Below are 19,031 nucleotides of genomic sequence, written 5' to 3' on the forward strand. Positions count from 1 at the left end.
CTGCGAGGGGGCCGCCCGGTCGGGCGGCTCCCTCGCGTCGAGCGCCTCAGACGCGGGTCGTTCGGCGGTCGCGCCGCCACACCTGGCGGAGCCGGTCGACGAAGAAGTCCCGGTTCACCCAGTAGAACTCCAGCCAGATGTTGTCCGGGTCGCGCAGCCAGATCTGTGAGCCCGCCTCGTGCTTGGAGGTGGTGATGCCGGAGTGCGTGACGCCGACGGCGTCCAGGTGGGTCACCCACTCGTCCAGGTCGGCGCGCTCGGGCACGTGGTAGGCCAGGTGGTGCAGCCCCGGGCGCCGCTCGTCGAAGCGGTCGCCGTCGACGCCGCCGTCGGGCGGGTCCACGAGGCAGCCCAGCACCACCGAGGCGAACGACGCCGTGTGCAGCAGGGTACGGAAGCGGAAGCCGGACTCGGGTGGCGCGACGTCGTTGACCACCACCATCTCGAAGACCGAGCAGTAGAACGCGGTGCTGCGTTCCAGGTCGACGACGGTGAGGTTGATGTGGTTGCGACCGTCCAGGCGTGGCATCGCCGGTCTCCTCAGGCCGTCCGGCCGGCCGCCGCGACGGCCGGTCTGCCCAGGGGCTGGCCGCCGTCGGGCGCGGGCACCGCCGGCACGGCCTCCAGGACCGACATCGACGAGGTCGGCGTGATCCGCGACAGCCGGAACCCGGCGTCGTCGAGCAGCGCCCGGAACTCCGGCTCGGTCCGGGTCCGCCCGCCGAACAGCGCGAGCGCCTTGACGTCCATCACCTTGCCGGTGTCGTCGTGGTTGCCGTAGCGGCTCACCGACTCGACGATGACCAGTCGACTGTCGGGCCGGGCGGCGGCGCGGACGTTGCGCAGGATCGCGGCGGCCTGCTCGTCCGGCCAGTCGTGGATGATCGTCTTGAGCAGGTACACGTCGGCGCCCTCGGGCAGCGGGTCGAAGAAGCTGCCGCCGCGGACCTCGCACCGGTCCGCGACACCCGTGCGGGCCAGCACGTCCGGCGCCTCGGTCACCACGTGCGGCAGGTCGAGCAGGATCGCGCGCAGCTCGCGGTGGCGGGCGAGCAGGCCGGCGACGAAGGTGCCGTGCCCGCTGCCCACGTCCACAAGCGTCCGGGCCGTGCTCAGATCCAGCGCCGGCGCGACGGTGCGCAGCACGAACGGGTTGACGCTCTCGGCCGACCGCTCGAACCGGACGCACTCGTGCCGGTGGTCGGCGAAGTGGTCGTAGTAGCGCGTGCCGCCGTGCACGTGCCCGAACGCGGTCTCGCCGGTACGCAGGCTGTGCGTCAGCCGCGCCCACGAGTAGATGTCCGGCGGCATGAGGGGGAAGCACTCGCGGACCGAGAAGGGGTGGTCGCTGCGCAGCGGTTCGGCCAGCGGAGTGAGCCCGAAGACCTCGGGCGTGACCTCGGTGAAGATGCCCCGCCCGGCCAGCGCGCGCAGGCCACGGGTCAACGCGCCGGGGTCGGCGCCGACGCGCCCGGCCAGCACGTCCACCGGCAACGGACCCTCGATGAGCTGGTCGGCGACCGCGAGGTCACACATGACCCGGATGGTGAACGGAACGATGTAGTCGGCCAGTTCGGTGAGGCGGGTGACCGACGCGAGGTCGATGCGAGGCGTCACGGACATGTCCGTACGGTATCCGGTCGAGCGTTGCGATACCAGATAGCATACGAGACACTTGATACGTGCATCTGAACCTGTTCACCCAGTGCTCGCCGTCGCCGCAGTTCAAGGGGTTCTGGCGGCACCCCGCTGACCGCAGCGCCACCGGCTACCGCGATCTCGGCTACTGGGTCGAGCTGGGTCGCCGGCTGGAGGCCGCCTGCCTGGACGCGCTCTTCTTCGCCGACGTGCACGGCACCTACGACGTCTACCAGGGCTCCTGGCGGGCCGCCGTGCGGCACGCCGTGCAGATCCCGTCGATCGACCCGCTGCTCGTGCTGCCGGCGATCGCGGCCACCACCTCCCGGCTGGGCCTCGCCGTCACCTACTCGACGACCTACCACGCCCCGTACGAGTGCGCCCGGGTGTTCAGCTCGCTGGACCACCTCACCGGCGGACGGGTCGCCTGGAACATCGTCACCTCGTATCTGCGGTCCGCGTCGGCGAACGGGCTCGGCTCGTACCTGGACCACGACGAGCGCTACGACCGGGCCGACGAGTACGTCGAGGTGGCCCGGCGGCTGTGGGAGGAGAGCTGGGACGACGACGCGGTCCGGCGCGACGTCGCCGCGAACGTCTTCACCGACCCGGACCGGGTGTGCGAGATCGGCCACGAGGGGCGCTGGTTCTCCGTGCGGGGCCCGCACCAGTGCGAGCCGTCGCCACAGCGCACCCCCGTGCTCTACCAGGCCGGGGCGTCCGGACGGGGGATGACCTTCGCGGCCCGGCACGCCGAGGTGGTCTTCCTGACCATGGCGGACCCGGCCAGCGGCGCGTCGCAGGTGGCCCGGCTGCGCGCCGAGGTGGCCGCACACGGGCGCGACCCGCGCTCGGTGAAGGCGTTGCAGGGCAGCATGGTGATGGTCGCCCCGACCCGGGCGGAGGCCCGCCGACGTGCCGAGGAGTACGTGGCGCTGTGGAGCGGCGAGGGCCAGCTCGCCAAGTGGTGCGGCTGGATGGACGTGGACCTCGCGGCGTACCCGGACGAGACGCCGGTGGCGGAGATCGCCGGGCAGGGCAGCCAGAGCTTCGTGGGTTTCCTGCGCCGGCTCGGGCCCGAGCGCACCTGGACGGTCGGCGACGTGCGCTATCTGGTGGCGACCGCCCGCCGGCCCCGCACCGGAGCGCCGGTGACCCTCTTCGGCACGGTCGAGCAGGTCGCCGACCGGATGGAGGAGTGGTGCGCGGTGGCCGACGTGGACGGTTTCAACCTGATCCCCTGCCCGACGACCCAGGGCATCGACGACATCTGCGACCTGCTCGTGCCGGAGTTGCAGCGCCGTGGCCTGTTCCGCACCGCGTACGACCCGGCGGAGCGGACGCTGCGGGAGCGCTACTTCGGCGCCGGCGCGTCCGGGCCGGCCCGGGTGCCGGCCCGGGATACGCAGGCGCCGGCCGAACCCGCCGCCGCGCGCGGCTGACCCGCTGAGCCCACGGCCGGCTCGCACGGCTGGCTGAAATGCCGGCGCCGTGCGGTCAGAACATCGTGGTGTCGACGTCCGCGCCGGCCAGCAGCGCGCCGACCGTGGCGTAGCTGTCGCGGCTGTTGACGAAGTGCTGCGTCGCGGTGTTGATGTCGCGCAGCCGCCGTTGCAGCGGCGACGAGTCGAACACCGTCGACGCGCCGGCCAGCGCGTACGCCGTCTGCACCGCCTGTAGCGCGGTGGCCGTGACCTGCGTCGCGGTGGCCCGCAGGCAGGCGCGGTCCAGCGCGCTGAGCACCTCGCCGCGCCGCGCGGTCTCCCAGGCGGTGGCCGCCTCGCGGTGCAGCAGCGCCCGGGCCGCGCGCAGGGCCACGTGGGCCTCGCCGAGCCGGTCGTGGAACACCGGGGAGTCCGCCAGTGAGCGGGTGCTGAACGTCCGCCGGCGGCCGGCGGCGGCGTGGGCCGCCGCGTCGTGCACGGCCCCCTGCGCGATGCCGAGGTCGACGGCGGCGATGAGCAGCCCGGCCTGGGCGATGCGAAAGACCGTGCGGCGCACGTCGTCGCCGTCGCCGACCAGGCTGAAGCCGCGGTGCTCGGGGCAGATTCGGCTGGCCGCCCGCACGTCCTGGCTGGCCGTGCCACGCAGGCCCAGCACCTGCCAGGTGTCGACCTGCTCCAGCTCACTGGCGGGGAAGAGCACCATCCGGGTCAGCGGAGCCCCGTTGGGCAGGGTGCGGGGGGTCCGGCCGTCGAGCACGATGCAGTTCAGGTAGATCCAGCTCGCCTGCGGGCTGCCGGTCACGAACGGCCACTGGCCGTTGACCCGCCAGCCGCCCGCGCCGTCCGGGGCGGCCCGGCCCTTCGGCGCGACCGCGCCGGCGCCCAGCACGTCCGGGCCGTGCGCGTAGATCTCGTCGCGGGCGGCCTCGGGAAAGCAGGCGAACAGCAGGTGGGCCAGGCCGACCTGCCCGATCAGCCAGCCGGTGGAGGCGTCCGCCGTGGAGAGCTGCTCGATGACGCGCAGCGCCTCGCCCAGCGGCAGGTCCGCGCCACCGTACGCGGCCGGCACCAGCATCCGCAGGCAGCCCGCGGCGCTCAGCTCGGCGAGAACGTCCTCGGGGACCCGGCCCGCCCGGTCAATCTCGGCCGCCCGCTCGGCGAGCGCGGGGAGCAGTCCGTCGACGCGGGGAAGCGTACTGGTCACGGTTGGACTCTATCGCCTTCCTCGTATCTTGTTTAGCCTTGTATCTGCTATCAATCTCGGATAGACGTACTGGGGGAGGAGGTGACGGGCCGATGACCGAACGCGCCGTTGCGGAATCGCCGCTGCTGAGCTGGCTGGAGCATCCCCGGCAGGACCGGGGCGTGCACTTCGCCGCCGCGGGCGACGACTGGACCTTCCTGTCGTACGCCGAGCTGGCCGAGCGGACCCGGGTGATCCTGGCCGGCCTGCGGGCGGTCGGGGTGGTCCCGGGCGACGTGGTGTCCATCGTCGAGCCCGCCGGCCCCGACTTCGTCGCCACGCTGTTCGCCGCGATGGCCGCCGGGGCGGCGCCCTCACCGATCGCCCCGCCGCTGAACTTCCAGGACCGCGCGGTCTACGGCGAACACGTCCTGGGCCTCCTGCGCGCCGCCGCGCCACGGGTGGTGGTCTGCGCGTCCACCCTCACCGCGGCCATCGCGCCGCTGGCCGCCACCGCCGGGGTCCGGCGGGTGCTGAGCGCCGACGAGCTGGCCGACGCCGCCGGCGGCTCCCGGGGAGCGGTCGCGGCGCCCGGCCCGCTCGCGCTGCTGCAGTTCACGTCCGGCTCCAGCGGCCGCGCCCGGGGCGTGCAGGTGCCGCACGCCGCGCTGGCCGCCAACGTCGCGGCGATCCGGCGGTGGCTGGCGATGACCCCCGACGACCCGACCGCGTCCTGGCTCCCGGTGCACCACGACATGGGCCTCATCGGCTGCCTCGTCACCCCGGTGGTCAACACCAGCGACCTGTGGCTGATGCCGCCGGAGGAGTTCGTCCGCAACCCCGGGCGCTACCTGCGCTGCTTCGGGGCACGCGGCGCGCGGCTGACCTCGATGCCGAACTTCGGGTTGGAGTACATCGCCCGCCGCGTGCGCCCCGAGGCGCTGACCGGGCTGGACTTCTCCGCCTGGCGCGCGGTCATCGTCGGCGCCGAACGCGTCGACGCCGAGGCACTGCGCCGCTTCTGCGCGCTGCTCGGCCCGCACGGCTTCGACCCCCGCGCGCTGCTGCCCGCGTACGGGCTGGCGGAGGCGACCCTGGCCGTCACCGGGCTGCCGCTCGACGAGCTGTACCACGCCGTCGAGCTGCGCCCCGACCGGCTGCGGCTGGGCGCGCGGGCCGTCCCGGACCCGGCCGAGGGCGTCGACGGCGGCGTCGAGGCGTACCCGGTGGTGGGCTGCGGCCGGCCGCTGACCGGGGTACGGGTGCGGATCGTGGACGAGGCCGGCACACCGCTGCCGGACGGGGTGGTCGGCGAGATCGAGGTGCACGGCCCGTCCGTCGCCCAGGGGTACGTCAACGCCGACGACTCGGCGTCGCAGACCGCGCTGGGCGCAGGGGTGCTGCGCACCGCCGACGCCGGGTTCCTGCACGACGGGCAGTTGCACGTGCTGGGCCGGCTCGGCGACAGCATGAAGGTCCGCGGCCGGGCGGTCTTCGCCGAGGACCTCGAATGGGCCATCTGCCGCCCCGGGGTGCCGGCGCAGCGGATGGCCGCGCTGCTGGGCCACCGGGGCGGCACCGCGACAGTCGTGGCCGTGTTCGAGCAGGCCCAGCCGGAGTGGCTAGCCCAGGCGGAGCGCGAGCTGCGCCGCCGGGCGGAGGGCGCGCAGGTCGTCATCGTGGACGCCCCACGCGGCACCATCGCCCGCACCTCCAGCGGCAAACCCAAACGGCGCCAGCTGTGGCAGGCGTTCGTCGATGACCGGCTGCCCGGCACCGTGGTCACCACGGGAGCGGCCGGTCAGCGGGACCAGACCGAGCAGACGACGACGGCGTCCTGAGGGACGTTCGGACAGGAGGCGGGAATGACCGACGCGACCAGGTCGACGACAGCCGAGGTGCGGACCGAGGCGGAGGTGCGGGACTCGGTGACGGCGATCGTCACCGAACTGGCGCCCAACCCGGAGCAGACCGAGGGGGCGGGTGACTCGCGGCTGGTCGAGGACCTCGGTTTCCACTCCCTCGCGCTGCTGGAGTTGGCCTTCACCCTGGAGGACGAGTTCGAGCTGCCGCCGATCGACGAGACGACGGCCCGCAAGATCGTCACGATCGACGCGGTGGTGGAGCACGTGAAGGACATCCTGCGCTCGCGCGGCGAGCTGGCCAGTTGACCGGCCGCCCGGGGAACGCACCGGGCGCGGCGACACTGCGCGGCCCGACGCCCGGCGAGTCGGACCAGCGGGCCCGGGCGTTGTCGCTGCGGCTGTTCCTGGCCATGCTGCACACCCAGGAGCTGCTGGCCGGCTACCTCGGCGCCCGGCTGGGGCTGTACGAGGCGCTCGACCGGGGCCCGGCCGACGTGGCCGAGCTGTGCGCGCGTACCGGGATCGACAGCCGGTACGCGCGGGAGTGGCTGGAACAGCAGGCCGTCGCCGGGTTCATCGAGGTGGACGACGTGACGGCCGCCCCCGAGCGGCGGGTCTACCGGCTGCCGCCGGGGCACGCCGAGGTGCTGCTCGCCTCGGACAGCCCGCTGTCGCTGGTGTCGCTGACCATGCTGCCGCTGGGCGGGGTGGCCGGCGCGTTGCCGGCGCTGCTCGACGCGTACCGCACCGGCGCCGGGGTGCCCGACGAGATGTACGGCGACGACTGGCGGCACGGGCACTCGGGCGCCAACCGGGCGCTGTTCACGTACTCCCTGCCCGGTTGGCTCTCCTCGGCGCTGCCGCACCTTCACCAGCGGCTCGCCGCCGCGCCGAGCCGGATCGCCGACATCGGCTGCGGCGCGGGTTGGGCGGCGATCGCGCTGGCCGGGGCGTACCCCCTCGCCGAGGTCGACGGCTACGACCTGGACGCGCCGACGGTGGCCGCGGCGCAGGCGAACGCCGCGGCCGCCGGTGTGGCCGACCGCGTGCGGTTCCACCGGCGCGACGCCGTGGACCCGGAGCTGGCCGGCCGGTACGACCTGGTCTGCGTCTTCGACGCGCTGCACGAGATGAGCCAGCCGGTGTCGGTGCTGCGGGCGTGCCGGCGGCTGCGCGCCGACGCCGGCGCGGTGCTTGTGCTCGACGCCAAGGTGGCACACCGGTTCGTCGCACCCGGCGACGAGATCGAGCGTTTCCAGTACGCCACAAGCGTGCTGCACTGCCTGCCGGCCGGTCTGGCCGGGCCCGACTCGACGGCCAGCGGCACGGTCCTGCGGCCCGCGCAGGTCCGCCGGTTCGCCACCGAGGCGGGCTTCACCGACGTGCAGATCGTGCCGGTGGACGACCGGTTCCACCGGCTGTACCACCTGACCGGCTGAGAGGGGGCGGGGGAGGGCGGCGACGCCGTCCCCCGCGCCGGCTCAGCCCGCCAGCTCGGCGCCGAGCGTCCGCTTGTCCACCTTGCCCACCGGAGTGTGCGGCAGCGCCGTGCGCAGCTCCAACCGGTCCGGCAGCTTGTACGCGGCCAGCCCCCGCCCGGTGAGGAAGTCCCGCAACTGCCCCAGGGTGGGGGCGTCGGCGCGGGGCACCACCACCGCGCAGGTCTTCTCGCCCAGCACCCGGTCGGGGACGGCGAGCACGGCGACCTCGCGGACCCCCGGGTGGGCGAGCAGGTGCTCCTCGACCTCGCCGGCCGGGACCTTCTCGCCACCCCGGTTGACCACCTCCTTGATCCGGCCGACCACGACCAGCTCGCCGGTCGGGGTCCAGCGGACCAGGTCCCCGGTGCGCAGGAAGCCGTCCGGGGTGAAGGTGCGCGCGTTGTACTCCGGCACCCGGTAGTAGCCGCGCAGGGTGGTCGGACCGAGCACGATCAACTCACCCACCTCGCCGGGCACGACCTGCCGGCCGGCGTCGTCGACCACCTGGAACTCGTCGGCGTCGGACAGCGGACGGCCCTGGGTGTGCGCGGCCAGCTCCGGCGGGTCGTCCGGGCGGGTGCAGCAGATCGGGCCCTCGGCCATGCCGAAGAAGTGCGCCAGTCGGATCCCCAGCTCCCGGGTCACCCGCTCGGCCACCGCCGGGCTGAGGTTGGCGCCACCGACCTCGACCACCAGGCCGTTCAGGTCGGCGCCGAGCATCGGCGCGAGGTCGGCCCACAGCGGCAGGAAGGGCGGCATCAGCGTGGTCAGGGTGACTCGCTCGCGGGCGATCAGCCGGAACGCCTCGTCGGGGCTGGGACTGCCGGCCAGCACGGCGGTGGCGCCGACCCGCAGCGCGCCGAGGACGCCGGGGCAGCCGAGCGCCGCGTTGTGGGCGACCGGCAGCGCGGCGAGATAGACCCCGTCCGGCCCGAACCCCATCGCGGCCGCGGTCGCCCGCAGCTGGTACGCGTAGTCGTCGTGGGTGCGGGGGATCAGCTTCGGCAGGCCGGTCGAGCCGCCGGAGAGCAGGAAGAACGCGACGTCCGACGGGTCCGGGGCGGGCAGCGGCACCGGGTCTGCGTCCACGTCGGACAGGGCGGTGAACTCGCCGGGGTCGCCGACGACGAACACCTCCCGCAGCGACGGCGTCTCGGCCCGTACGTCGGCGGCGAGTTTGCGCAGGTCGTAGCCCTGGACCTGGTCGACGGTCGCGTACGCGACCGCCTCGGTGTGCGCGCACAGGTGGCCGATCTCCGCGCGCCGGTGCGCCGGCAGGGCCAGGACGGGCAGCGCGCCCAGGCGGAACAGGGCCAGGCACAGCACTACGAACTCGACGCTGTTGGGCAGTTGGACCACCACCCGGTCGTGCCGGCCGATGCCGTGGGCGCGCAGCCCGGCGGCCATCCGGTCGGCCCGGCGGTCGAGGTCGCCGTAGCTCACCCGCTGCCCGTCGGTGACCAGCGCGGCGCGCTCCGGGTCGGTCCGTGCCCACTCCCGGCCCAGGTCAGCGAGGGATTCGCCGCGCCAGTAGCCCTGCGCGCGGTAGCGCTCGGCCAGCTCCCGCGGCCAGCTCACACATCCGTCCAGCATCCCGTGCCTCCCGTGAACGACGGTGACAGCGACCCGCTCACAAGCTAGTGTGCAGATACACGAGATACAAGACACGTGATAGTGGAGGCGGTTGATGCTGGCGGCGCGGCCCCGTACCGACCTCGGTGCGCTGACCCGGCTCACCGAACTCGCCGACTACATCGTGCCGTTCACCATCCGGGTGATCGCCCAGCTCGGCGTCGCCGACCAGCTCGTCAACGGGCCGCGCCCGGTGGCCGAGCTGGCCGAGGCCACCGGCGCGCACGCCCCGTCGCTGCTGCGCGCCCTGCGGGCGCTCGCCGGCAAGGGCATCTTCACCGAGGTCGAACCCGAGGTGTTCGGCCTGACCAAGCTCGCCGAGCCGCTGCGCACCGACCACCCGCTGTCGCTGCGCGACGCGTACCCCCTGATGGCCGCGGACGTGCGCGCCTGGGCCGGGCTCACCCGGTGCCTGCGCACCGGGGAGGCCGCCTTCCCCCGCGTCCACGGCGCCGACTACTGGACCTACCTGGCCGGGCACCCCGCCGACAGCCTCGCCGTCGACCGCTGGATGTCGAGCCTCACCCGGCTGCACCTGCGCACCGTGCTGCCGGCGTGGCCGTGGGCGCAGGCCGGCCACGTCGTCGACGTCGGCGGCGGTGACGGCGCGTTCCTGGCCGGCCTGCTCAGCCGCTGCCCGCAGCTGCACGGCACGCTGCTCGACCTGCCCCACGTGGTGGCCGCCGCGCCGGCTCTGCTCGCCCGGGCCGGGGTGGCCGACCGGTGCCGGATCGTGGCCGGCAGCTTCTTCGACCCGCTGCCGGCCGGCGCCGACCTGTACGTGCTCAAGACGATCCTGCCCGGCTGGGAGGACGCCGACGCCACGGCCATCCTGCGCCGCATCGCCGCGGCGATGGGCCCGCGGAGCCGGCTGCTGCTGCTGGAAGCGATCATCCCCACCGGCGATGTCTTCGACGTCGCGAAGCTCGTCGACCTGCACACCCTGGTGCTCACCGGCGGTCGGCACCGCACCCGCGACGACCTCGTCGACCTGTTGGCCGGCGCCGGCCTGCGGCTGGACCGGGTCGTCGCCACGCCCACGCTCACCGTGATCGCCGCCGGTCCCGCCGGGCCGCAGCTGACATCCCCCTAGGAGGTATCGATGGCCCCGAGCCGACCCCGGATCGACATCGAGTCGGTGTTCCGACTGACCGAGCTGGCCGACTACATCGTGCCGTTCACCGTGCGCGCGGTCGCCGAGCTGGGCGTCGCCGACCAGCTCGTCGACGGGCCACGGCCGGTGGCCGAACTGGCCGAGGCCACCGGCGCGCACGCCCCGTCGCTGCTGCGCGCCCTGCGGGCGCTCGCCGGCAAGGGCATCTTCACCGAGGTCGAACCCGAGGTGTTCGGCCTGACCAAGCTCGCCGAGCCGCTGCGCACCGACCACCCGCTGTCGCTGCGCGACGCGTACCCGCTGCTGGAGCCCGACATCGAGGCGTGGGCCCACTTCGACCACAGCATCCGCACCGGAGAGGCGTCGTTCGACCAGGTCCACCCCGAGGGCTACTGGCCGTACATGGCCGCCCATCCGCACGACAGCGCCCGCTTCGACGCCTCCCAGCAGGCGGCCACGCGGCTGGAGCTGCGGGCCGCGCTGCCCGCGTACCCGTGGGGTGAGCTGACCACAGTCGTCGACGTCGGCGGCGGCAACGGCGCCTTCCTCGGCGGCATCATGGCCCGCTTTTCGCAGTTGCAGGGCACCCTGTTCGACCTGCCGCACGTGGTCGCCGAGGCCGAACCGGTGCTGCAGAAGCTCGGCGTGGCCCAGCGGTGCACGGTGACCGGCGGCAGCTTCTTCGAGACCATCCCGGCCGGCGCGGACGCGTACCTGCTCAAGCGGATCCTCTACGGCTGGGACGACGACAACGCCGTACGACTGCTGAGCGCCGTGCGGGCGGCGATGCGGCCCGACAGTCGGCTGCTGGTGCTGGAGCCGGTGGTCGAGGCCGGCGACCGCTTCGACGTGGGCCGCCTCTACGACCTGCTCCTGCTGGCCATGGTCGGCGGCGGCGCCCGCTCCCGCGAGCACATCGAACGGCTGCTGGACGCCGCCGACCTGCGGCTGGCGCGCAGCGTGCCCACCATGATGTTCCCCATCCTCGAGATCGTCGCGAAGACGGAGGCGTGAGCGATGCGACTGGTCGTGGACTTCTCCCGCTGCGAGAGCAACGCGGTCTGTGTGGGGCAGGCGCCGGAGGTGTTCGACGTCGGTGAGGACGACCGTCTGCACATCACCGAACAGCCGTTGGAAGGCTCGCTGGCCAACCGGGTGCGCGAGGCCGCCCGCCGCTGCCCGAAGCAGGCGCTGTCCGTCGTGGACGACTGACGACGTACCCGATCCCGGCACGCCCGTGCCTGCACCGGGTCGAGGACGTAGGGGCTACGCCTGCGCATCGGATCCTTTGCTCTGCTTCAACGGAGGCAACACCCGGTGTCCGGATAACGGACGCGTGGTGTTGCGTGGGTTGAAGCAGAGCAAAGGACGGGCCTAAACATCCCCCGCCGCCCGCCGCCCGCGGAGCGCGGTGGCGTCGGAGCTAGCGGACGGCGTACGCCTCCCGGATGGCCGTCCAGACCCGCTCGGCGGTGACCGGCATGTCGATGTGCCGCACGCCGAGGTGGCGGACGGCGTCGACCACGGCGTTCTGCACCGCCGGCGGGAACCCGACAGCCCCCGACTCGCCCAGGCCCTTGGCGCCCAGCGCGTTCACCGGAGTGGGGGTCTGCGTCGCCACCGTCTCGAACGAGGGCAGCTCGGCCGCGCCGATCATGGCGTACCGGTGCAGGTCACCGTGCAGGGGCGTGCCGTCGGCGGCGAAGCGGACCTCCTCCACCAGCGCCTGACCGGCGCCCTGCGCCAGGCCGCCGTGCACCTGCCCCTCGGCCAGCAGCGGGTTGAGCAGCACGCCCGCGTCGTCGACGGCCACCACCCGGCGCAGGGTCACCTGACCGGTCTCGGTGTCGACCAGCACCACCGCCAGGTGCGCGCCGAACGGGCAGGTCGCCGCCGTCGGCTGGAAGGTCGCCTCGGCCGACAGCCCACCGCCAGGCCCGTCGGCGGTGGCCAGCTCGGTCCAGTGGACGACGTGCCCGGTGGTCGAGCGGAACCGTCCCTCGGTGTACTCCACCTCGTCGCGGGCCACGCCCAGGTGTCCGGCCGCCGCGTCCCGGCCCCGCTCCACCAGGGCCAGGGCCGCTTCGCGGACCGCCATGCCGCCGGTCTGCAACGACCGGGACCCTCCGGTGCCGCCGCCTGCGGGGATCGTCGCGGTGTCGGAGTGGCGTACGTCGACGCGGTCCAGCGCCACGGCGAGCACGTCGGCGGCGAGCATCGCCCACGCGGTGACATGACCCTGCCCGTGCGGGCAGGTGCCTGATCCGACGGTGAACCGACCGGTGGTGTCGACGCGGATCGAGGCGTACTCGCTGCGGGTGTCCGCGCCGGTGATCTCCACGAAGGTGGACAGGCCGATGCCGAGCTGCTGGACGTCGCCGCGCTCGCGGCGGGCCGCCTGCTCGGCGCGTAACGCCGGGTAGTCGGCCTCGGCGAGCACCCGCTCCAGCGCCGCCGGGTAGTCGCCGGTGTCGTAGCGGGCACGGGTGATCGTGGTGACCGGGAAGCTCTCCGGCGGCAGCAGGTTGCGCCGACGCACCTCGGCCGGGTCCAGGCCGATCTCCGCCGCGTACACGTCGACCATCCGCTCCAGCGCGGCGACGGCCTCCGGCTGCCCGGCGCCCCGGTACGACACCACGGGTGTGGTCGTGGTGGTGACGCTGGACGAGCTGAACTTCGCCCGGCTGATCGCGTACGGGCCGGTGAGCATCGTCCGGGTCCAGAACGGCAGGATCGCGCCGATGCGCGGGTACGCCCCGGCGTCCTGCACGACCTCCAGCGCGTACGACACGATCCGCCCGTCGCGGGTGCCGCCCAGCTCGGCGCTCTGGTGCTGGGCCCGGCCGTGCCCGGCGGCGGTCATGCTCTCGCTGCGGGTCTCCGCCCAGCGCACCGGGCGGCCGAGCCGACGGCTGGCCCAGGCGACGAGGACGTCCTCCCGGCTGGCGAACGCCTTGGAGCCGAACGCCCCGCCGACGTCGCCGTTGACGACCTGGACCCGGTCCTCCGGCTCACCGAGGGCCGCCGCGAGCTGGCCGCGCCACAGGTGCACGGCCTGACTGCCGGCGCGGTAGCGCAGCCCGTCCGGCCCCCACTCGGCCTGCCCGGCGCGGGCCTCCAGGGGGCAGGGCGCGACCCGGGGGTTGCGCATCCGCTGCCGGACGACCACCTCGGCGCCCTCGTGCAGCTCGGCGCGTCCGGCCGGGCGCCGAAAGCCCAGTTTGAGCACCATGTTCGTGCCGGCCTCGGGGTGCAGCACCAGCTCGTCGGCGAGGGCCTCCTCGACGTCGACCAGCACCGGCAGGGGCGCGATGTCGGCCGCGACGAGGGCGGCGGCGTCGACCGCCTCGGCGCGGCTGGTCGCCAGCACCGCGGCGACGGGTTCGCCGACGAAGCGCACCACGCCGTCGGCGAGCACCGGGGTGGTCATCTTCTGGTTCAACACCCCGGCCTCGGGGGGCAGCGGCGGCAGGTCCACGTCCGCCGCCGTGAACACCGCGACCACGCCGGGCGCCCGGCGGGCGGCGTCGGTGTCCACGCCCCGCAACCGGCCGTGGGCCACCGTCGAGCGGACGACGACCAGCTCCAGCGAGTCGGGCACCCGCACGTCGTCGACGTACGTGCCGCCGGTGGTGAGCAGGGCGCGGTCCTCGGTACGCCGGACCGGTCGGCCGATCAGTGACATCTGCGACTCCTGGTTGCTGCGGCCCGGCGCCCGCTCAGGCGGGGGTGACGGCGAGCGGGATCGACGCGTACGACCGGAAGAGGGCGCTGGGCTCGCGGACCGGGTCGGCGGCCAGGTCGATGTCGGTGAGCCGGTGCGCGAGCCGCTCGAAGACGACAGCTCCCTCGATGCGGGCCAGCGCGGCGCCGAGGCAGCCGCGTACGCCCCCGCCGAAGCCGACGTGCGGGTTGGGGTGCCGGCCGATGTCGACGCGAGCGGGGTCGGCGAAGACGTCCTCGTCGTGGTTGGCGCAGCCGAGCAGGAGGAAGACCGACCGGCCGGGCCGGATCACCCGGTCGCCGACCGGGATCGGGGCCAACGCCAGCCGCGCGGTGTACTGGATCGGGGCGTCGAACCGGACGAACTCCTCGGCCGCGGTGGCGGCCAGCGACGGGTCGGCGCGCAGCCGACGCCACTCGTCGGGCCGGTCGGCCAGGGCGATGCTGCCGGTGCAGACCATGTTCATGGTCGTCTCGTAGCCGGTGAAGCAGAGGAAGACGATGTTGTCGACGACCTCGTCGATCCCCTCGGCGGGGTCCGCCACGGCGAGCATCCGGTCGAGCAGGTCGCCGTTCGGATCGGCGTGCCGGTCGGCGAGCAGGTCGCGGACGTACCCGCGCAGCCACGCGAGGGCCTCGTCGGCCGCCGCGCGGTCGGCCTCGGGCAGGAACGGCGTGAAGGCCCGGCCCAGCGCCGCCGAGCGGGGCCAGACCTCGGCCCGGGTCCGCGCCGCCGGCAGGCCGATGAGTTCGCACACGACTGTCGCGGCGACCGGGAACGCCAGGTCGGCGACGGCGTCCAGGCGGCCGGCGTCCAGCGCCGGGGCGAGCAGCTCGTCGACGAGGTCACCGACGCGGCTCGCGGTGCGCCGGGCCACGCCGGGGCTGAACGCGCGGACGATCTGCTGGTGCAGCCGGCTGTGGTCGTCCGGATCGCGGGTGGGAATGATGCGGCGGAACACCTCGCGGGAGAGATCCTGTGCCATCCGGAACTGCGGGTCGTCCTCCGGGAAGGTGTTGCTCAGCCGGCGGTCGCGCAGCAGCGCGGCCACGTCCCGGTGCCGGGTCACGCCCCAGCTCGCCGGCCCGAAGCGGCACAGCGGGCCGGCCGCCCGCATCCGCGCGTACGTCGGGTAGGGGTCGGCGACGACCTCGGGCGCGAGCGGGTCCATCCGCGCCGGCAGGACGCGGCCGGCGGGGCTCACGGCCGCACCGCCACGGGCACGCTGGCGTACGAGCGCAGCGTCCCGTCGGTCTGCCGGCGGGCCGGGCCGGCCGGGGTCAGCGTGCCGAAGGTGCGCAGCAGGGTCTCGAACGCGACCTGCGCCTCCACCCGGGCCAGGTAGCCGCCGAGGCAGTGGTGGATGCCGCCGCCGAAGGACAGGTGCGGGTTCTCCGCGCGGGTGATGTCGAGGCGGTCCGGGGCGGCGAACTGGTCGGGGTCGCGGTTGGCGCTGCCCAGCAGCAGGATCAGCACCCGGCCGGCGCGGATGGTGCGCTCGCCGACGTCCAGATCCTCCCGGGCGAGGCGGGCGACGCCCTGGATCGGGGCGTCGTAGCGCAGGAACTCCTCGACGGCCCGGGGGGTCAGGGTCGGGTCCGACCGGAGCAGGGCGAGCTGGTCGGGGTGATCGAGCAGGGCGGCCACCCCGGTGGCGATCAGGTTGGTGGTGGTCTCGAAGCCGGCGAAGAAGGCGAACACCGCGTTGTCCACGATCTCGTCGTCGCCGAGCATGGCGCCGTCGTCGTCGGTCGCGGCCAGCATCCGGGACAGCAGGTCCTCACCGGGTTCGGCGCGACGCCGCTGAAGGATCTCACCGAGGTAGCCGCGCAGCCACTCGACCGCCCGGTCGGCGGCCGGGCGGTCGTCGTCGGGCACGATCGCGGCGAACGCCTTGCTCAGGTCCAGCGCGTACGGGCGGATGCGCTCGTGGTCGGCCGGCGGGATGCCCATCAGGGCGCAGACCACCATCACCGGCAGGGGAAAAGCGAGATCCGAGACCGCGTCGAAACGTCCGGTGCGGGTCGCCGGGGCCAGCAGCTCGGTGACCATCTGCTCGATGCGGGGGCGCAGCCGGCGGACCAGGGCGGGGCTGAACGCCTTGGCCATCAGCCGCCGCAGCCGGCCGTGCTCGGGCGGGTCGCGGTAGAGGATGATGCTGCCGAAGAAGTCGCCGGCCGCGCCGTCGCCGGCCGACATCCGGTGGTAGGCGACCGGGAACTCGCTGCCCAGGCGCGGGTCGCGGACCAGCCGGGCGACGTCGGCGTAGCGGGTGACACCCCAGCTGCCGGGGCCCATCCGGCACAGCGGGCCGGCCGCCCGCAGCGCCGCGTAGGTGGGATAGGGGTCGGCCACCACCGCGGGATCACGGGCGTCGAATCTCGGCGGCATGCCGGTACGGGCCGAGGTCATGCCCGCCAGTATGCTCAACCAAAGATACGAGAAACAAGTACTTCCGAGATACGCGAAACACTATTAGGCTTCCGAGCCATGACCGAGACCGTGGTGAGCGCTGACCCCCGGATCATCGCGATGGAGTTGCTGATGAAGGCCCCGGCCACCGTCAGCAGCCCGTACCCGCACTACCACGCGCTGCGGACCGCAGCGCCCAAGTACCGGATGGAACAGCCCGGTCAGGGTGTGGGTTGGGTGCTCACCGCGTACGACGACTGCCGGGCCGCGCTGCGCAACCCGTCGCTGGACAAGTCCGCGCAACGCCCCCGGATGGGCGACTCCCGTGGCCGCGAGGGCGCCCGCACCCTGCTGTTCCTCGACGGGCCGGAGCACACCCGGCTGCGCGGGCTGGTCAGCCGGGTGTTCACCCCGCGGCGTACCGAGACCCTGCGCCCCCGACTGACCGCCTTCGTCGACGGGCTGCTCGACGACATCACCGCCCGCATCGGCCCCGGCGGCGGCGAGGTCGACATCGTCGGCTCGTTCGGCTTCCCGCTGCCGGTCATGGTGATCGGCGAGCTGGTCGGCGTGCCGCCGGAGGACTGGCCGCTGCTGCGCCGGCTCACCCGCGCCGCGTCCGGCGGGCTGGAGATCTTCGCCCCGGAGGAGGTGCTCAAGGCATCCGATCAGGCGCTCGGCGAGATGGAGGAGTACTTCGCCGACCTGGTCCGCAAGCGCCGCGAGGATCCCCGCGACGACCTCGCCTCCGCGCTCGGCCAGGTCGAGATCGACGGTGACCGGCTCTCGGTCGACGAGCTGATCCAGGTGATCGTGCTGCTCTTCGGCGCCGGCTTCCAGACCATGACCGACCTGATCGGGCTCGGCACGCACGCGCTGTGCCGCAACCCCGACCAGTTGCAGCGGCTGCGCACCGAACCGGAGCTGACCCGCTCCGCGGTCGAGGAGCTGCTGCGTTTCGACTCCCCGGTGCACGTGCTGGGCCGGGCCGCCTTCGAGGACACCACCTTCGTCGACGGCACCCCGCTCAAGAGCGGCGAACACGTCATCACCCTGATCGGCGCGGCCAACCGTGACCCGGCCCGCTACGCCGACCCGGACCGGCTCGACATCGCCCGTTTCGCCGGCGCCGAACCGCCGGAGACGCCGCTGTCGTTCGCCTGGGGCCCGCACCACTGCCTCGGCGCGCAGCTCGCCCGCGCCGAGGGGCAGATCGCCTTCCGCCGCCTGGTGGACCGGTTCGCGGTCATCGAGCTGGCCGACCCGGACGCCGACGAGATCGACCTCGAATGGCGGCACAGCAGCACGTTCCGGGGCCTGGAGGAGCTGCGCGTCCGGCTCGTCCCGGCCTGAGCACCAGCGAACCACCACGCGCCGACCAGGAGGGGGAGTCCATGCCGGAGGCGGTGATCGTCGAGGCGGTGCGGACGCCGATCGGCCGGCGCGAGGGTGCGCTGTCCGGCCTCAAGGCCGTGCAGCTGCTGCGGCACGTGCAGGTCGAGGTGCTGCGCCGCTCCGGCATCGCACCCGGCGAGGTGGAGCAGATCATCGGCGGTTGCGTCACGCAGGTCGGCGAGCAGAGCCTCAACGTCACCCGCAACGCCTGGCTCAACAGTGGACTCGACTACGAGGTCGCGGCGAGCACCGTCGACGCCTCCTGCGGCTCCGCGCAGCAGGCCAACCACCTGGTCGCGGCGCTCATCACCGCCGGCGCCATCGACGTGGGCATCGCCTGCGGCGTGGAATCGATGAGCCGGGTGCCCGTCGGCACCAACCTCTACCAGGGGCCCGGCCACTACAAGACACCCGACTACCCGTACGACGATCCGCCGAAGGCGCAGTTCGGCGGCGCCGAGCGGATCGCGGCCCGGCAGGGGCTGACCCGCGCGGACGCCGACGCCTACGGGCTGCGCTCGCAGCAGCGCGCGGCGCGGGCCCGCGACGAGGGCCGCTTCGACCGGGAGATCACGCCCGTGCCGCTGCCCGACGGCAGGTCGGTCGACGCCGACGAGGGCATCCGCGACACCACCGCCGACGGGCTGGCCGCCCTGCGTCCGGTGCTCCCGGACGGCATCCACACCGCCGGCACCACCTCGCAGATCTCCGACGGCGCCGCGGCGATCCTGTGGATGTCGCGGGAGCGGGCCGACGCGCACGGCCTGCGGCCCCGGGCCCGGCTGGCGCACCAGGTCGTCACCGGCGCCGACCCCTACTACCTGCTCGACGGCCCCACGGTGGCCACCCGCAAGCTGCTCAAGCGCGCCGGCAGGACCCTCGACGACATCGACGTCGTGGAGGTCAACGAGGCGTTCGCCGCGGTCGTGCTGTCCTGGGCCGCGCACCACGACGCCGACCTGGACCGGGTCAACGTCAACGGCGGCGCCATCTCGCTCGGGCACCCGCTGGGCAGCAGCGGCACCCGGCTGCTGGTGACCGCCCTGCACGAGCTGGAACGCGCCGACGGCGAGGCCGCCCTGGTCACCATGTGCTGCGGCGGCTCGCTCGGCACGGCGTCGCTGCTGGTGCGGGAGTAGGCG

At 74.0% G+C, this 19,031-nt stretch carries 16 protein-coding genes; 9 read left to right on the forward strand and 7 right to left on the reverse strand.

Annotation, left to right across the window (positions count from 1 at the left end):
- Positions 1 to 46 precede the first annotated feature (46 nt).
- Both ABZU53_RS23625 and ABZU53_RS23630 read right to left on the reverse strand, forming a co-directional pair.
- Complete coding sequence (locus ABZU53_RS23625; protein WP_355067516.1) at positions 47 to 529, reverse strand: VOC family protein; 483 nt, start codon at positions 527 to 529, stop codon at positions 47 to 49.
- An 11-nt stretch (positions 530 to 540) separates the two neighbouring features.
- Positions 541 to 1,623 carry a methyltransferase gene (locus tag ABZU53_RS23630; protein WP_355067517.1) on the reverse strand — a complete coding sequence of 361 codons (1,083 nt, stop codon included), beginning with the start codon at positions 1,621 to 1,623 and terminating at the stop codon, positions 541 to 543.
- 59 nt (positions 1,624 to 1,682) lie between these two features.
- Here ABZU53_RS23630 and ABZU53_RS23635 point away from each other — a divergent pair, with 59 nt between their 5' ends.
- Positions 1,683 to 3,080 (forward strand): LLM class flavin-dependent oxidoreductase, encoded by a 1,398-nt coding sequence (locus tag ABZU53_RS23635; RefSeq protein WP_355067519.1) that lies wholly within the window; start codon positions 1,683 to 1,685, stop codon positions 3,078 to 3,080.
- 55 nt (positions 3,081 to 3,135) lie between these two features.
- Here ABZU53_RS23635 and ABZU53_RS23640 read toward each other — a convergent pair whose 3' ends face one another.
- The gene (locus ABZU53_RS23640) at positions 3,136 to 4,287 is read right to left on the reverse strand and encodes an acyl-CoA dehydrogenase family protein (RefSeq protein ID WP_355067520.1); all 1,152 of its coding nucleotides are present in this window, start codon (positions 4,285 to 4,287) and stop codon (positions 3,136 to 3,138) included.
- 92 nt (positions 4,288 to 4,379) lie between these two features.
- Between ABZU53_RS23640 and ABZU53_RS23645 the strand changes: the two genes are divergently transcribed.
- The 3 genes from ABZU53_RS23645 to ABZU53_RS23655 are packed head-to-tail and all read left to right on the forward strand — an operon-like array spanning position 4,380 to position 7,570.
- Positions 4,380 to 6,107, forward strand: coding sequence for an AMP-binding protein (locus ABZU53_RS23645; RefSeq protein WP_355067521.1), 1,728 nt, complete (start codon positions 4,380 to 4,382; stop codon positions 6,105 to 6,107).
- 24 nt (positions 6,108 to 6,131) lie between these two features.
- A complete protein-coding gene (locus tag ABZU53_RS23650) occupies positions 6,132 to 6,437 on the forward strand; it encodes a phosphopantetheine-binding protein (protein ID WP_007460186.1) in 306 nt (101 codons plus the stop codon).
- Entirely contained in the window at positions 6,434 to 7,570 is a 1,137-nt protein-coding gene (locus ABZU53_RS23655; protein ID WP_354855229.1) for a class I SAM-dependent methyltransferase, read from the forward strand. Before ABZU53_RS23650 ends, ABZU53_RS23655 begins: the two co-directional genes overlap by 4 nt.
- Positions 7,571 to 7,612: 42 nt before the next feature.
- Here the strand turns inward: ABZU53_RS23655 and ABZU53_RS23660 are convergent, their stop codons facing one another.
- A complete protein-coding gene (locus ABZU53_RS23660; protein WP_354855230.1) occupies positions 7,613 to 9,205 on the reverse strand; it encodes an AMP-binding protein in 1,593 nt (530 codons plus the stop codon).
- A gap of 94 nt (positions 9,206 to 9,299) precedes the next feature.
- Here ABZU53_RS23660 and ABZU53_RS23665 point away from each other — a divergent pair, with 94 nt between their 5' ends.
- From ABZU53_RS23665 to ABZU53_RS23675, 3 genes are read left to right on the forward strand one after another with little or no spacing between them, the layout of a single operon-like run.
- Complete coding sequence (locus tag ABZU53_RS23665; protein WP_355067523.1) at positions 9,300 to 10,337, forward strand: methyltransferase; 1,038 nt, start codon at positions 9,300 to 9,302, stop codon at positions 10,335 to 10,337.
- Positions 10,338 to 10,346: 9 nt separating this feature from the next.
- Positions 10,347 to 11,372 (forward strand): methyltransferase, encoded by a 1,026-nt coding sequence (locus tag ABZU53_RS23670; RefSeq protein WP_355067525.1) that lies wholly within the window; start codon positions 10,347 to 10,349, stop codon positions 11,370 to 11,372.
- 3 nt (positions 11,373 to 11,375) lie between these two features.
- Positions 11,376 to 11,570, forward strand: a complete 195-nt coding sequence (locus tag ABZU53_RS23675) for a ferredoxin (RefSeq protein WP_234584997.1) — start codon at positions 11,376 to 11,378, stop codon at positions 11,568 to 11,570.
- 211 nt (positions 11,571 to 11,781) lie between these two features.
- On the opposite strand, the gene ABZU53_RS23680 is transcribed toward ABZU53_RS23675, so the two are convergent.
- Genes ABZU53_RS23680 through ABZU53_RS23690 form a run of 3 tightly spaced genes read right to left on the reverse strand, consistent with a single transcriptional unit; the run spans position 11,782 to position 16,494 of the window.
- The gene (locus tag ABZU53_RS23680) at positions 11,782 to 14,043 is read right to left on the reverse strand and encodes a xanthine dehydrogenase family protein molybdopterin-binding subunit (RefSeq protein ID WP_355067527.1); all 2,262 of its coding nucleotides are present in this window, start codon (positions 14,041 to 14,043) and stop codon (positions 11,782 to 11,784) included.
- A gap of 34 nt (positions 14,044 to 14,077) precedes the next feature.
- Positions 14,078 to 15,286, reverse strand: coding sequence for a cytochrome P450 (locus tag ABZU53_RS23685; protein ID WP_355067529.1), 1,209 nt, complete (start codon positions 15,284 to 15,286; stop codon positions 14,078 to 14,080).
- On the reverse strand, positions 15,283 to 16,494 hold the full coding sequence (locus ABZU53_RS23690) for a cytochrome P450 (RefSeq protein WP_355067530.1): 1,212 nt from the start codon (positions 16,492 to 16,494) through the stop codon (positions 15,283 to 15,285). Before ABZU53_RS23690 ends, ABZU53_RS23685 begins: the two co-directional genes overlap by 4 nt.
- A gap of 78 nt (positions 16,495 to 16,572) precedes the next feature.
- On the opposite strand from ABZU53_RS23690, the gene ABZU53_RS23695 reads away from it, so the two are divergent.
- Together ABZU53_RS23695 and ABZU53_RS23700 are read left to right on the forward strand one after the other, a co-directional pair.
- Entirely contained in the window at positions 16,573 to 17,847 is a 1,275-nt protein-coding gene (locus ABZU53_RS23695; protein WP_355067532.1) for a cytochrome P450, read from the forward strand.
- A 41-nt stretch (positions 17,848 to 17,888) separates the two neighbouring features.
- Positions 17,889 to 19,028: a steroid 3-ketoacyl-CoA thiolase gene (locus tag ABZU53_RS23700; protein WP_355067534.1), complete on the forward strand. Its 1,140-nt coding sequence runs from the start codon at positions 17,889 to 17,891 to the stop codon at positions 19,026 to 19,028.
- The last annotated feature ends 3 nt before the right edge of the window (positions 19,029 to 19,031 follow it).

The organism is Micromonospora sp. NPDC005194 (assembly GCF_040608335.1).
Classification (GTDB): Bacteria; Actinomycetota; Actinomycetes; order Mycobacteriales; family Micromonosporaceae; genus Micromonospora.

Coding starts and splice junctions, on each gene's coding strand:
- ABZU53_RS23695 (WP_355067532.1), top strand. CDS start 16,573: ATGACCGAGACCGTGGTGAGCGCTGACCCCCGGATCATCGCGATGGAG.
- ABZU53_RS23700 (WP_355067534.1), top strand. CDS start 17,889: ATGCCGGAGGCGGTGATCGTCGAGGCGGTGCGGACGCCGATCGGCCGG.
- ABZU53_RS23665 (WP_355067523.1), top strand. CDS start 9,300: ATGCTGGCGGCGCGGCCCCGTACCGACCTCGGTGCGCTGACCCGGCTC.
- ABZU53_RS23670 (WP_355067525.1), top strand. CDS start 10,347: ATGGCCCCGAGCCGACCCCGGATCGACATCGAGTCGGTGTTCCGACTG.
- ABZU53_RS23630 (WP_355067517.1), bottom strand. CDS start 1,623: ATGTCCGTGACGCCTCGCATCGACCTCGCGTCGGTCACCCGCCTCACC.
- ABZU53_RS23660 (WP_354855230.1), bottom strand. CDS start 9,205: ATGCTGGACGGATGTGTGAGCTGGCCGCGGGAGCTGGCCGAGCGCTAC.
- ABZU53_RS23650 (WP_007460186.1), top strand. CDS start 6,132: ATGACCGACGCGACCAGGTCGACGACAGCCGAGGTGCGGACCGAGGCG.
- ABZU53_RS23645 (WP_355067521.1), top strand. CDS start 4,380: ATGACCGAACGCGCCGTTGCGGAATCGCCGCTGCTGAGCTGGCTGGAG.
- ABZU53_RS23625 (WP_355067516.1), bottom strand. CDS start 529: ATGCCACGCCTGGACGGTCGCAACCACATCAACCTCACCGTCGTCGAC.
- ABZU53_RS23680 (WP_355067527.1), bottom strand. CDS start 14,043: ATGTCACTGATCGGCCGACCGGTCCGGCGTACCGAGGACCGCGCCCTG.
- ABZU53_RS23675 (WP_234584997.1), top strand. CDS start 11,376: ATGCGACTGGTCGTGGACTTCTCCCGCTGCGAGAGCAACGCGGTCTGT.
- ABZU53_RS23690 (WP_355067530.1), bottom strand. CDS start 16,494: ATGACCTCGGCCCGTACCGGCATGCCGCCGAGATTCGACGCCCGTGAT.